This window comes from Streptomyces sp. NPDC002734 (genome assembly GCF_040295685.1).
Taxonomy (GTDB): domain Bacteria; phylum Actinomycetota; class Actinomycetes; order Streptomycetales; family Streptomycetaceae; genus Streptomyces.
This window is the reverse complement of the sequence record NZ_JBEOVU010000021.1, coordinates 13,702-27,131: the sequence shown is the minus strand read 5'-3', so window position 1 is coordinate 27,131 and position 13,430 is coordinate 13,702. Positions and strand designations below refer to the sequence as shown.

Genomic DNA, 13,430 nt, shown 5'->3' with positions numbered 1-13,430 from the left:
ATCACCCGGCCGGCAGGTCGACCCGTAGCACCCACAGCCCCTCCTCGGGCCCGGCGGAGGCCTCGCCGCCCAGCAGCGCGGCCCGCTCCCGAATGCCGCGGATGCCGGTGCCGCCGCCGCGCAGCCCGGCCGCTGCTCCCGCCTCGGGCAGCGGGTTGCGGACCTCTATCCGCAGCCGGGCCCCCTCCACCGCGAGCCGCACGCCCACCGGCAGCGACCCCGCGTGGCGCACCGCGTTGGTCAGGGCCTCCTGCAGCATCCGGTACCCCTCGCGGGAGACCGGTCCCGCCACCGTGTCCAGCGGTCCCGCCACCTCGGCGTCCACCTGGGCGCCCGAGGAGCGGGCTGACTCCAGCAGCCGGTCCGCCTCTCCCAGACCGGGCCGGGAGCCGGCCGGGCGCTCCGGGTCGCGCAGCACCAGCAGCACCCGCTCCAGGTCCTCCAGCGCCGCCCGGCCGGTCTCCTCGATGGCGCCCAGCGCCTGCTCGGTGAAACGGGCGTCGCCCGCGGCCCGTGCCGCCCCCGCCTGCACCACCGCCAGGGTGAGAGCGTGCCCGATGGAGTCGTGCAACTCCCGGGCGATGCGGTTGCGCTCCAGCAACTGCTCGGTCCGCTCCTCCAGCCGGGCCAGCCGTTCCTTGGCGGAGGGCCCCAGCAGCGCCCTGGCGGCCCACGCCATCAGCGCGCCCGCCGCCGTGACGAAGGCCAGCAGCACGGCCACGTCCAGCACGGCCAGCAGTCCGTACCACCAGGCGGTGCCGGGCATCCGGAACGCGGAGGAGACCCCCGGGTCGCCGAAGGCCGCCCCGACCAGCGACAGGCACAGGCCGGCCAGCAGGTTGGACACCAGCGCGACGGCGCACCCCACCTCCAGCCGCAGCGCCAGCCAGACCGCGGTGCGCATCCGGTCGTTCCACGAGGCCGACGGCGCGGCGGAGACGCCGTGGTCGTCGCCCGCCCTGCCCGACCCGTCCCTGGCGTGCGGGCCGGGGAAGAGCATCAGCCGCGCCTGCAGCCCCTCGGCGGTACGGACCGCCGGGACCAGGACGCCGAGCAGCACCACCAGCGGCGCCGGCTGCAGGTAGATCAGCAGCCAGTCGGTCGGGGTGGGGTCCACCAGCCCGGGGAAGACCAGGGCCAGCACGAGCGGCAGGATCACCGTGACCACCATGTGCAGCCACCGGGTGTAGGTGACGGCGCGGGTCAGCGGCCGAAGGAGACGAGGCACCTGGTCATGCTGTCAGAGGGACTGCCGCCGGCCCTCCCCCGCATGGGGGAGACGAACCCCTCCGGCCGGGGATGGCCCCGCACCTTCCCGGCGACAGGCTGGGGACATGACCACGATCGAGCTGACCGCCCTGACCAAGGAGTACGGCGCCCGCCGAGCGGTGACCAGAGCGGTGGACGACCTCACCTGCACCGTCGAACCCGGCCGGGTGACCGGCTTCCTCGGCCCCAACGGCGCGGGCAAGTCCACCACCATGCGTCTGGTCCTCGGCCTGGACCGCCCGACCTCCGGCACCGCCACCGTCGGCGGCCGGGACTACACCACCCTCGCCACCCCGTTGCGCACCGTCGGCGCCCTGCTGGACGCCCACTCCGCCCACCCCTCGCGCACCGCCCGCGACCACCTGCGCCACCTCGCGGCGAGCAACCGCATCCCGGCGCGCCGGGTCGACGAGGTGCTGGAGGAGGCCGGGCTCGCCCCGGTCGCCGGTCGCCGGGTCAGGACCTTCTCGCTCGGCATGCGCCAGCGCCTGGGCATAGCCGCCGCCCTGCTCGGCGACCCTCCGGTGCTGATGCTGGACGAGCCGACCAACGGCCTCGACCCGGAGGGCTTCGTGTGGATGAGGCAGCTGCTGCGCCGGCTCGCCGGTGAGGGCCGCACGGTGCTGATGTCCAGCCACCTGATGAACGAGACCTCCGCCGTCGCCGACCACCTGGTGGTGCTGGGCCGAGGGCGGCTGCTCGCCGACATCGGCACGCACGCGTTCATCGACCGCAACTCCGCCGCGCGGGTCCAGGTCCGCACCAGCGACCCGGTGCGCCTGCGGGCGAGCATGGCCGCCCGTGGCCACACGATGCGCGAGGCGGAGAACGGCCGGTGGACCGTCGAGGGCGCCACGGCCGAGGAGGTCGGGGCGGTGAGCGCGAAGGAGGGCATACCCGTTCTCGAACTCACCGACCTGCGCGTGTCGTTGGAGGACGCCTACCTGGCCCTCACCTCCGCCTCGGCCCAGTTCGCCGCCGCGTCCCCGCGCACCACGACCAGCCCCCAGGAGGCCTGACCATGTCCGTCGCGACCGTCGCACCCGTGCTCCACTCCGAATGGATCAAGATCCGTTCGGTGCGGGCCAGTTGGGGCTCCCTGCTGGCGATCCTCCTGGTCACGACGGCCCTCACCGTCCTGACGTACTCCACCATCGGCGAGGCGGAGGCGGCCGACGGGGGGCAGCAGGCGAAGGAGGCCTTCTACACGTTGAACTTCGCGCAGGTCGCCGCGCTGGCCTACGGGGCCACCGCGGTGTCGTCGGAGTACCGGGAGGGCGCCCTGCGGGTGTCGCTGGCGGCCGTGCCGCGCCGCGGACTCCTGTACGGGGCGAAGACCGGGGTGATAGCGGTCACCGCCCTGCTGGTGTGCGTCCCGACGACCTTCGTGACCTTCCTCGTCGGCCAGTCCTTCCTCGGCGACCACGCCATCGGCCTCGACCACCCGGGAGTGCTGCGGGCCTGTGTCGGAGGGGCGGTCTACCTGGTGCTGATGACGCTGTTCGCCGCCGGTGTCACCTTCCTGCTGCGCAGCGCGGTCGGCACGCTGAGCATCCTGGTCCCGTTCGTCCTGGTCGGCTCCTTCGTGCTCGGGGACGCGGCCGGCGGGATCGGCGCCTACCTGCCGGACCGGGCCGGCAGCCACTTCTTCCGGGAGACCCCGCCCGGACCGCTCGGCCCCTGGGAGGGCCTGGGCGTGACCGCCCTGTGGGCGGCCGCGGCGCTGGCCGCGGGCTGGTGGGCGGTGCGCCGCCGGGACGCCTGAGCGCCCTCGTGACGGCGCGCCGCCGGCAGCAGCGGCCGCGGGGCAGCGGCGGCCGCCGGGCGTCAGTGCAGGAACTTGAGTCCCACCACCCCGCCCACGATCAGGGCGAGGCAGATCAGCCGGGCGGCGGTGGCGGGCTCGTGCAGGAAGAACATCCCGTAGAGCGCGGTGCCGACAGCGCCGATGCCGACCCACACCGCGTAGCCGGTGCCGATCGGTATCGAGCGCATGGCGAAGGCCAGCCCGCCCATGCTGAGCAGCAGGGCGACGGCGAAGAACAGGGAGGGGACGAGGCGGGAGAACCCGCGCGAGGCGTTCAGGGCGACGGCCCAGACGGTTTCGAGCAGTCCGGACACGATGAGCACGAGCCAGGCGGTCACGACGGTGGAACCCTTCGGACGAGGCGACAGAGGTCGTACGCCGTCTTGTCCTCACCGGGTACGGCGCGCTCGTCCGGGGCCGCCCGGGGCGACCGTGGCCGAGGCTAACACGGTCGGCGTGACCGGTGCCGCGGCCCACCGCCGAAGGTGACGGACGCCGCCGCGGAGGGGTTCGGCACCGCCTGGAGAGGCCGTTGGGCACCGGCCGCCGGCAGCGTCCGGAGGCCGATCGCACGCAGAGTCGGATTTCGGTCACGGACCAGTACGCCGGACACTACGATGGCCCGCCATGACCGAGACGAAGTGGGCGCCGGAGAGCTCTTCCGCGCGCCTGCAGGACACCCGCGCGTCCTACGACACCGTCGCCGAGGACTACGCCGCACTGCTCTGCGACGAGCTGTCGCACAAGCCCTTCGACCGGGCGATGCTCGCCGCCTTCGCCGACCGGGTGCTGACCCGGGGCGGCGGACCGGTCGCCGAGCTCGGCTGCGGCCCCGGGCGCATCACCGCCCACCTTCGCCGGCTCGAACTCGACGTCTTCGGTGTCGACCTCTCCCCGGAGATGATCCGCGTCGCCCGCCGCGACCATCCCGGCCTGCGCTTCGAGGTGGGTGACATGACCGCGCTGGACGTCAAGGACGCCTCGCTCGCGGGGGTGTGCGCCTGGTACTCCACGGTGCACACCCCGCCCGAGGAACTGCCGCGGGTCTTCACGGAGTTCCACCGGGTCCTGGCCCCCGGCGGCACCCTGCTCCTCGCCTTCAAGGCCGGTGACCGGCACCGGAGCCTGACCCACGCCTACGGTCACGACCTCTCCCTGGAGGTCCACTGGACCCCTCCCGAGCTGGTCCAGCGACTGCTCACGGAGGCGGGTCTGGCGGTGGAGGCGCAGGTGGTCCGCGCCCCGGACGAGCAGGAAGGCGGCCCCCAGGGCTACGTCCTGGCCCACCGCCTGCCGCGGGAGGCCCGGCCGCGCCGGTGAGGCAGGCGTGGTTCCCGAGCGCCCGAGTGACGTGGTACACACGGCTGATCACAGTCCTGTCCGCCAACAGGAAGGTCGCTCATGTCCGCCACACGACGTCAGATGCTCGCCCGCTCCGGTGCACTCGGAGCGGGCATCGTGGTTTCGGGGGCCGTAGCGGAGCTGTTCTCCGCCTCGGCCGCCTCCGCCCTGCCGCTCACCGAGAACGGGTACGGCCCGCTGGTGCCCGACCCGGACGGCCTGCTCGACCTGCCGAAAGGTTTCCGCTACCGGGTGCTCTCCCGTGAGGGTGACGCCCTGCGCTCCGGGGAGGGCCCGGTGCCCTCCCACTGTGACGGCATGACGGCGCTGCCCGGCAGGAAGGGCCGCGTCCACCTCGTCCGCAACCACGAGAACCGCGTCACCGCCGCGCTCGGAGTCCCCACCGTCGACGGCCTGACGTACGACCCGGCGGCCAAGGGCGGCTGCACCCTGCTCACCCTGGACGGCCCCGGCGGCGCCGTCGTGGACGAGCGGGTCGCGATCGCCGGCACCGCCGTCAACTGCAGCGGCGGGCCCACGCCCTGGGGGACCTGGCTGACCTGCGAGGAGACCGAGGACAAGGCGGGGGTCGCGGGCTACGCCAAGGACCACGGCTTCATCTTCGAGGTCGACCCCGCCGACCCGCGGCGCAGCGGAGCGGTGCCGCTCACCGCGATGGGCCGGTTCCAGCACGAGGCGGTCGCCGTCGACCCCGTCCACGGCATCGTCTACGAGACCGAGGACGCCTTCATCGCCCCGTTCGGCCTGTTCTACCGCTTCCTGCCGCGGCGGCCCGAGGGCCGCCTGGGGTCGCTGCGCGCCGGCGGCCGCCTCCAGGCCATGCGGGTGCCGGACCTGCCCGACCTGTCCGTGGTCGACGAGCCGGGGGCGAGCTTCGGCGGCGTGGAGTGGGTGGACGTCCCCGACCCGCTGGCCGAGCAGACGCCGACCCGCCTTCAGGACTACGGCCCCGGCGGCGTCACCCGCGGACAGAAGCTGGAGGGCTGCTACTGGGGCGGGCGCTCGGTCTACTTCGTCTCCTCCTACGCGCGCACCGGCGAGGGATCGGGCGCGGACCACCACGGTCAGGTGTGGCGCTACGACCCGGGCGCCCGCCGCCTCACCCTGGTGATCGTCTTCGGTCCCGGGTCGGACGTCCAGTTGCCGGGCGATTCCCCCGACAACATCTGTCTGGCGCCCGGCGGGTCCCTGATGGTCTGCGAGGACGGCAGCGGGGCCCAGCACGTCTTCGGCGTGACGCGGCGTGGCCAGGTGTACACCATGGCGCGCAACGCCCAGAACATCGGCACGGAAGAGGCCCCCGAGTGGGGCGAGTTCGCCGGCGTCGCCTTCTCGCCCGACGGCGGGACCATGTACGTCAACTGCTACGACCCGGGCACCACCTTCGCGGTCACCGGCCCCTGGCACAGGTAGCGCCGACACCGGCCGGGGGGCGGCTCAGCGCAGTCGCCCCCCGGCCCCTGCCCGGCGGCCCGCTCGCGTCCAGGTCGCGGCGGACGGGCCCGACCCGGCCGGGATGCCCCCCTCCGGCACACTGCCCGCACCGGAGCGGCCCCTGAGCGTGGCGGGCTCCGCGAGGGTGATGGCGGACTCCGCCACCGCGGGCGTCCCGGGCGCGGACGCCGGCCGGTCCGGGGGCCCCTCCGGTACGGCTGGGGATCACGGTGGACGCCGCCCACGGGGGCGTCCTGCGGGCGCTCGCCGGACGGGTGGCGGGGGGCGCGCCGTGATCTTGGGGTAGGCGTGGTCCAGACTGGTGCCCAGCCAGTGCGCAGACACGACAGCGGCCCGAGAGCCGTGAGCAGGGAGGCAGCTGATGACCCGTCCGATCGCCGCAGGAGTGGACGGAAGCCCGGAGAGCTTGGCAGCGCTGGAGTGGGCGGCCGTCGAGGCGGGCCGCCGCGGGGCCGAGCTGCGGGTGGCCCACGTGTGGGAACCGCGCAGGGTGAGCGGCGCCGAGGAGCGCAGCGGCAGCAGCGACGAGCAGGAGAGGTGGGTGCGGCAGGGCGTCGAGGACTCGGTCCGCGGTTTGGCCGAACGCCACCCGGGTCTCACGGTGAGCACCCACATCGGCCGGGGCGAGGCCCCCGAAGGGCTGCTGGAGGCGTCCGAGGGCGCCGGGATGCTGGTCCTCGGCTCCCGGGGGCGGGGCCTGTTCCTCGGCTTCCTGCTCGGCTCCGTCGGCCGGCAGGTGATCGCCGAGGCCGGTCTGCCGGTCGTCCTGGTCCGCGCGGACGTCAAGGACGACGGGGACGGCAGGGACGACAGGAACGTCAGGGGCGACAAGGACGCCGAGGGTGGCGCAAGGCCGGCCGGTGAGATCGTCGTCGGACAGCACGGCGAGCCGGAGGACAGCGCCGAGACGCTGCGCTTCGCCTTCGAGACGGCCGCCGCCTGCGGAGCGCCGCTGCGCGCCGTGCGGGCCTGGGCGCTGCCCCCGGTCTTCGCCTACAGCCCCGGCTCGCTGCGCCTGCTGGACGAGGCGGGCGGCCCCGTGCCGTTCGAGCGCAAGGCACTGAGCACCGCCCTGGCCCCCTGGCGTGAGCGCTTCCCGGACGTGCCGGTGACCGAGCACGTCGAGATGGGCAGCGCCGGCGAGGTGCTGCTGTCGGTGTCGGCGGGCGCCCGGCTGACGGTCGTCGGCCGACGCGCGCACCGCTCCGCGGTCGGCAGCCGGCTCGGCTCGGTGGCCGACGCGGTGATCCACCACGCCCCCTGCCCGGTGGCCGTCGTCCCGCCCGGGCCCGACGCCTGAAGCAGGTCGCGCAGGTTCCCCGCGCCGCAGGTCACGGGTTAGATTGCCGAGCGCCCACCGCACACGCCGTGGGCGCGCGGACGCGCGCACGCGGCGCGGAACAGCACCGGGGCGGCGCCGAAGAGGCGCCACCGCAGAGGCAGCACAGGAACGCAGTGAAGGGGACACCGTCATGGACGCGGACGTCATAGTCGTCGGAGCCGGCCTGGCGGGTCTGGTGGCCGCCCACGAGATCACCCGCCAGGGACGCAAGGTCGTGCTGGTGGACCAGGAGAACCCCGCCAACCTCGGCGGCCAGGCCTACTGGTCCTTCGGCGGGCTGTTCCTCGTCGACTCCCCGGAGCAGCGGCGGATGCGCGTCAAGGACTCCTTCGAGCTGGCGTGGAGCGACTGGCAGGGCAGCGCCGCCTTCGACCGCACCGACGACGAGGACTCCTGGGCCCTGCGCTGGGCCCGCGCCTACGTCGAGTGGGCCGCGGGGGAGAAGCGCTCCTGGCTGGACGGGCACGGCATCAGCTTCCTGCCCACCGTCGGCTGGGCCGAGCGCGGCGACCTGCGCGCGGGCGGGCACGGCAACTCGGTGCCCCGCTTCCACGTCGCCTGGGGCACCGGCACCGGCGTGGTCGCGCCCTTCGTGAAGTACGCCCAGCAGGCCTACCAGGACGGACTGCTCACCTTCCGCCACCGGCACCGGGTCGACGAGCTGGTCGTCGAGCAGGGCGCGGTGCGCGGTGTGCGCGGCACCCTGCTGGCCGACGACGACGCCCCGCGCGGCGTCGCCTCCAGCCGTGAGGCCGTCGGGGAGTTCGAACTGCGGGCGCAGGCCGTGGTGGTGACCTCCGGCGGCATCGGCGCCGACCACGACATCGTCCGCCGGTACTGGCCCGAGCGGCTGGGCGCCGCACCCGCCGAGATGGTCACCGGCGTCCCCGCGTACGTGGACGGCCGGATGCTGGAGATCACCGAGTCGGCGGGGGCGCGGCTGGTCAACCGCGACCGGATGTGGCACTACACCGAGGGCGTGCGCAACTGGGACCCCGTCTGGGCGGGCCACGGCATCCGCATCCTGCCCGGCCCGTCGTCGATCTGGCTCGACGCCCTCGGGCGGCGCCTGCCCGCCCCGTACCTGCCCGGCTACGACACCCTCGGCACCCTGCGCCACCTGCGGACCACCGCGGACCTCGCCGAACACGACCACTCCTGGTTCGTCCTCACCCAGAAGATCATCGAGAAGGAGTTCGCGCTCTCCGGCTCCGAACAGAACCCCGACATCACCGCCAAGGACCGCAAGGCCTTCCTCAGGGAGCGCATCCTCGGCAAGGGCGCCCCCGCACCCGTCGAGGCGTTCAAGCAGCACGGCGCCGACTTCGTGGTCGCCGACACGATCGAGGAACTGATCGTGAAGATGAACGCCCTCACCGACAAGCCGCTGCTCGACGCGGCCGAGGTGCGCCGGCAGATCGAGGAGCGCGACCGGCAGCTGGCCAACCCGTACAGCAAGGACGCCCAGGTCCAGGGCATCCACAACGCCCGCCGCTACCTCGGCGACCGGCTCGGCCGGGTGGCCACGCCGCACCGCGTCCTGGACCCGGAGGCCGGACCGCTCATCGGTGTCAAGCTGCACATCCTCACCCGCAAGACCCTCGGCGGCATCCAGACGGACCTGGACTCCCGCGCCCTGGGCCCCGACGGCGCCCCGGTCGAGGGCCTCTACGCGGCGGGCGAGGTGGCCGGTTTCGGCGGAGGCGGCGTGCACGGCTACAACGCCCTGGAGGGGACCTTCCTCGGCGGCTGCCTCTTCTCCGGCCGAGCCGCCGGCCGCGCGGCCGCCCGCGAGGTGGCCTGACCTGCCCGAAGGGTGGATTCCACGCGCGGTCGCCGGGTACCCCGGAGATCTACCAGGAGGTGATCACGCGTGGAGAGCGCCGACCAGGCCGGCCTGCCCGTGCTGCAGTCCCTCGAGGAGCTGGCCTCACTGCTCGAGCGGCACGACGGGCTGTACCTCCGCTGGTCGAAGGGGCCGGACGTCGACATCGCCGCCACGTCCAGCAGGGACGAACTGACGGGCATCGCCATGCCCGGACTGTCCGCCAACCCGCTGGACGTGGAGAAGTGGTGGGACGACCGCCCGCTCGTGCTGTGGGCGGCTCGACGGGTGTACGACTACGAGCACCTGCCCCGGGAGAAAGGGCCGCAGGTACGGCCCTGGGTTCTCAAGGGCGCCGAGGCCGGCCGGGGTCCGGACAACGAGCCGCTGGTCGTCGACGTGGAACCGCTGTGCTGGCTGGGCGACGAGGTGATCGAGGCCGCGCGCACCGAGGTGGCCCGCCACCGGGAGCAGTGGGGCCCCCTCCGACGCGGCCGCTGAGCCGCCGGGCCCCGAAGGCAGGTCCCGAGTGGCGAAACACCTCGGATCGGGGTGGGATCAAAGGAACCTTCGGGGGCATTCGGACCCTGTTGATCGCACAGACCGAACAGCCGACCCAGGAGCCGCAGAAAGGTGGCCATCGTGACACGACCCAGGATCCTGGTGGTGGGCGCGGGCTTCGCGGGAGTGGAGTGCGTCCGTCGCCTCGAGAGGAAGCTCGGCCCCGACGAGGCCGACGTGACCCTGGTGGCGCCGTTCTCCTACCAGCTCTACCTGCCCCTGCTGCCGCAGGTGGCCTCCGGCGTGCTGACCCCCCAGTCCGTCGCGTCCTCGCTGCGCCGCAGCAGCCGCTACCGCACCCGGATCATCCCGGGCGGCGCCATCGGCGTGGACAGCAAGGCGAAGATCTGCGTCATCCGCACCGTCACCGACGAGCTGATCGACGAGCCCTACGACATCCTGGTGCTCACCCCCGGCAGCGTCACCCGCACCTTCGACATCCCCGGCCTCACCGAGCACGCCCGGGGCATGAAGACGCTCGCCGAGGCGGCCTACGTCCGCGACCACGTCATCCAGCAGCTGGACCTCGCCGACGCCAGCCAGGACCCCGCGGAGCGGGCCGCCCGGCTTCAGTTCGTCGTCGTCGGCGGCGGTTACGCCGGCACCGAGACGGCGGCCTGCCTGCAGCGGCTCACCCACAACGCGGTCAAGCGCTACCCGCGCCTGGACCCCGGCCTGATCAAGTGGCACCTGATCGACATCGCCCCGCGGCTGATGCCCGAGCTCGGCGAGAAGCTCGGCGAGACCGCGCTCGGCATCCTGCGCCGACGCGGCATCGAGGTCTCCCTCGGCGTCTCCGTCGCCAAGGTGTCGGACACCGAGGTCACCTTCACCGACGGACGCGTGGTGCCCAGCCACACCCTCATCTGGACCGCCGGCGTCGCCGCCAGCCCGCTGATGTCCACGCTCGGCTGCGAGACCTCCCGCGGTCGGATGGTGGTCGACGCCGAGATGAAGGCGCCCGGCTGCCCGGACGTCTTCGCCCTGGGCGACGCCGCCGCCGTGCCCGACCTCGCCAAGGGCGAGGAGGGCGCCGTCTGCCCGCCCACCGCGCAGCACGCCATGCGGCAGGGCAAGGTCGCCGCCGACAACGTCATCGCGCGGATCCGCAACCAGCCGCTGCGGCCCTACGTCCACAAGGACCTGGGCCTGGTCGTCGACCTCGGCGGCAGGGACGCCGTCTCCCGTCCGCTGGGCGTGGAGATGAAGGGCCTGCCCGCCCTCGCGGTGGCCCGCGGCTACCACTGGCTGGCGCTGCGCACGGGCGTCGCCAAGGCCCGCGTGGCCACCAACTGGGCGCTGAACGCGGTGGCCGGCGACGACTTCGTCCGCACCGGCTTCCAGTCGCGCAAGCCGGCCACCCTGAAGGACTTCGAGTACACCGACGCCTATCTCTCGCCCGAGCAGCTTCGCGAGCGCGTCGAGCGGCACCAGCTGCGCGAGGCGTGAGGAGGGCGGCCCGGGCGCGAGCGGGCCGGTCGGCCTTCCGCGACCGGGTCGCCGCGTCCGACCCCGGCCTGCTGCGCCTGACGGCCGGACTGCGCACCGTGGGCTCGCTCGCTCTCACGCTCGGCGTGGTGGGCGTGTTCGGCGCGAGCGTCGAACAGCTGGTGGCGGGCGCGATGGCCGCCATGGTGGCCACCTTCGCGGTCCGTGAGAAGGACCGGCGCGGACAGGCCCTGTCGCTCGCGGCGGGCCTGCCCGCGGCCTGGCTGGCGCTGACGCTGGGCACCCTGCTCAGCGGCACCTTCGTCGGCACCGTCGTCTTCGTCGTGCTGATCTTCGGCGCGGTCTACTGCCGCCGCTTCGGCGACCGGGGCTTCGCCCTCGGCATGATCGGCTTCCAGTCGTACTTCCTCTCCCAGTTCCTCGGCGTCGGCACGGCCGGACTGCCCGGCCTTTACTGGCCGGTGGGCGCCGGCTTCGCCTGCAGCGCCCTGATCCGGTTCGGCGTCGTCCAGGCCGGCCCCGAACAGGTCCTGGGAAGGCTGCGCGCGGCCTTCCGGGCCCGCTTCGCCCAGCTGGTGAGCGCCCAGATCGAGCTGCTGGACGCAGGACCCGACCAGGTCGACAAGGCCCTCGACCAGCTCCGCGGCCGTACCGCCCGCCTGCACGAGACGGCCATGATGATCCAGGCCCGGCTCACCGAGGGCACCCCCGACGACCGGGCCGCCTCCCTCGTGCAGCGCCGCATCGCCGACGCCGAGATCGCCGCCGAACGGCTCGGCCTGCTGATCCTCACCGCGCGGATGACCGAACGCGCCGGCGCCCCCGCCCGTGCCGACACCCTCACCCTCCATCTGCCCGGCGCCCCGCTGCCCGAGAGCGGCCTCCAGCCCGTGCGGGACCAGGCCGCCGAGGCCCTCCACCGGGACCTGCGCGCCCTGCGCACCCTGGTGCTGCGCTCGGCCGACGAGCACCGCGGCACCGGCCTCGCCCAGCTGCGCAACCGGCTGCTCGGCTACCGCGACGACGACAAACTGCCCGACCGGGCGTCCGCCGCGGTCCGCGACGTCTTCCGCGGCATCGGCGAGGCCGCCCGCGCCGTGCTGGGACTGCGGATCGCCCTGGGCGGGAGCGCCGACGACAGTGACGACAGCCCCGAGACCGCCCGCAGCCGGGAGGAGATCGAGGCCGAGGACGCCGCCATCGCCGTCGCCGAGACCGACGAGGACGAGCGGGACGAGGAGCGCACCGGCCTGGACCGGCCCACCACCCGCACCGCCGTCCAGGTCACCGTCGGCTCCGTCCTGGCGATCGCCGGCGGCGAGCTGCTGTCCCAGGAACGCTGGTACTGGGCGGTGCTCGCCTGCTGGATCGTCTTCGTCAACACCAGCTCCACCGGCGAGATCCTGGTCAAGGCCTACCGCCGGCTGCTGGGCACGATGCTCGGCGTGGTGGCCGGCATCGTGCTGGCAGGGCTGGTCGGCCAGCGGGTGCCGCTCGCCTTCGCGCTCGTCCTGGTGCTGGTCTTCCTCACGCACTACCTGGCGCGGCTCTCGTACACGCTGATGTCGTTCTTCGTCACGGCCATGCTCGGACTGCTCTACACGCTGCTGAACACCTACAGCCTGGACGTCCTGGTGCTGCGCCTCGGGGAGACGGCTCTCGGAGCCGCCTGCGGACTGGCCGCCGCGGTCCTGGTCCTGCCGGTACGCACCGCGCACCGCACCGACGAGCTCCTGGTGACGGTGCTGGAGCGGCTCGCGGACGTCACCGGGTCCGCCGTCCGTCAGCTCAGCGGCGGCCCTTCGGCGGACCTGCTGGACCAGGCCAGGGAGCTGGACGAGGCGCTGGGCGACCTGCGCTCCTCCACCCAGCCGCTGACCCACCCGATCACCCCGCTGCGCAACCGGCGCGACACCGCCCGGTACGTCGTCGCCCAGCTGGAGACCTGCGCCTACCACGCGCGGTCCCTTGCCGCGACGGCCGAACTGCTGCCCAGCCAGACCGCGATCGCCGCCGACCCGAGGCTGGCCGGAGCGGGGGAGCGGATCCTGCGCAACATCGACACCGTCGCCGCGCACGTCGAGGGGCGCAAGGACGCCGGGGAGCTGGAGACCGGCGCCAGCATCGCCTCGCTGCTCGAGCCCGGCTCGGGCGCCCGGGCCCGGTACGGCCAGGTCACCTACCGCGTGCTGGGTCACCTGGGGCGGCTGGACGACGCGGTCACCGGTCTCGCGCGACCGCTGGAGGTCCCGCTGCGGCCACGAGGCCGGCAGGCGGCATGAAGCTCCCACGAAGAACCGGGCCTCGGGGGAGTCCCGAAGCCCGGTGAGGTCGGAGCGGTGCGGTCGGGGCCGGCGGGC

11 protein-coding genes and 1 riboswitch are annotated in these 13,430 nt (G+C 74.0%); of the genes, 9 read left to right on the top strand and 2 right to left on the bottom strand.

The window, feature by feature from the left end; genetic code table 11:
• Position 1 precedes the first annotated feature (1 nt).
• Complete coding sequence (locus ABT026_RS19675) at positions 2 to 1,228, bottom strand: sensor histidine kinase (protein ID WP_351115931.1); 1,227 nt, start codon at positions 1,226 to 1,228, stop codon at positions 2 to 4.
• A 106-nt stretch (positions 1,229 to 1,334) separates the two neighbouring features.
• On the opposite strand from ABT026_RS19675, the gene ABT026_RS19670 reads away from it, so the two are divergent.
• Both ABT026_RS19670 and ABT026_RS19665 read left to right on the top strand, forming a co-directional pair.
• Positions 1,335 to 2,288, top strand: a complete 954-nt coding sequence (locus ABT026_RS19670) for an ATP-binding cassette domain-containing protein (protein ID WP_351115930.1) — start codon at positions 1,335 to 1,337, stop codon at positions 2,286 to 2,288.
• 2 nt (positions 2,289 to 2,290) lie between these two features.
• Complete coding sequence (locus ABT026_RS19665; protein WP_351115928.1) at positions 2,291 to 3,034, top strand: ABC transporter permease; 744 nt, start codon at positions 2,291 to 2,293, stop codon at positions 3,032 to 3,034.
• A 62-nt stretch (positions 3,035 to 3,096) separates the two neighbouring features.
• Here the strand turns inward: ABT026_RS19665 and ABT026_RS19660 are convergent, their stop codons facing one another.
• On the bottom strand, positions 3,097 to 3,414 hold the full coding sequence (locus ABT026_RS19660) for a DMT family transporter (RefSeq protein WP_351115927.1): 318 nt from the start codon (positions 3,412 to 3,414) through the stop codon (positions 3,097 to 3,099).
• 34 nt (positions 3,415 to 3,448) lie between these two features.
• Positions 3,449 to 3,511, bottom strand: a riboswitch (guanidine-III (ykkC-III) riboswitch).
• Between the two features lie 192 nt (positions 3,512 to 3,703).
• Here ABT026_RS19660 and ABT026_RS19655 point away from each other — a divergent pair.
• The 7 genes from ABT026_RS19655 to ABT026_RS19625 all read left to right on the top strand — a co-directional run bounded on the left by ABT026_RS19655 (position 3,704) and on the right by ABT026_RS19625 (position 13,352).
• The gene (locus tag ABT026_RS19655) at positions 3,704 to 4,396 is read left to right on the top strand and encodes a class I SAM-dependent DNA methyltransferase (RefSeq protein ID WP_351115925.1); all 693 of its coding nucleotides are present in this window, start codon (positions 3,704 to 3,706) and stop codon (positions 4,394 to 4,396) included.
• An 81-nt stretch (positions 4,397 to 4,477) separates the two neighbouring features.
• A complete protein-coding gene (locus tag ABT026_RS19650) occupies positions 4,478 to 5,851 on the top strand; it encodes an alkaline phosphatase PhoX (protein WP_351115924.1) in 1,374 nt (457 codons plus the stop codon).
• A gap of 403 nt (positions 5,852 to 6,254) precedes the next feature.
• Positions 6,255 to 7,193: a universal stress protein gene (locus tag ABT026_RS19645; RefSeq protein ID WP_351115923.1), complete on the top strand. Its 939-nt coding sequence runs from the start codon at positions 6,255 to 6,257 to the stop codon at positions 7,191 to 7,193.
• Positions 7,194 to 7,365: 172 nt separating this feature from the next.
• Positions 7,366 to 9,039, top strand: a complete 1,674-nt coding sequence (locus ABT026_RS19640; RefSeq protein ID WP_351115921.1) for an FAD-binding dehydrogenase — start codon at positions 7,366 to 7,368, stop codon at positions 9,037 to 9,039.
• A gap of 69 nt (positions 9,040 to 9,108) precedes the next feature.
• Positions 9,109 to 9,561, top strand: coding sequence for a DUF6098 family protein (locus ABT026_RS19635; protein ID WP_351115920.1), 453 nt, complete (start codon positions 9,109 to 9,111; stop codon positions 9,559 to 9,561).
• A 132-nt stretch (positions 9,562 to 9,693) separates the two neighbouring features.
• Positions 9,694 to 11,070: an NAD(P)/FAD-dependent oxidoreductase gene (locus tag ABT026_RS19630; protein ID WP_351115919.1), complete on the top strand. Its 1,377-nt coding sequence runs from the start codon at positions 9,694 to 9,696 to the stop codon at positions 11,068 to 11,070.
• Entirely contained in the window at positions 11,067 to 13,352 is a 2,286-nt protein-coding gene (locus ABT026_RS19625) for an FUSC family protein (RefSeq protein WP_351115918.1), read from the top strand. Before ABT026_RS19630 ends, ABT026_RS19625 begins: the two co-directional genes overlap by 4 nt.
• Positions 13,353 to 13,430 lie beyond the last annotated feature (78 nt).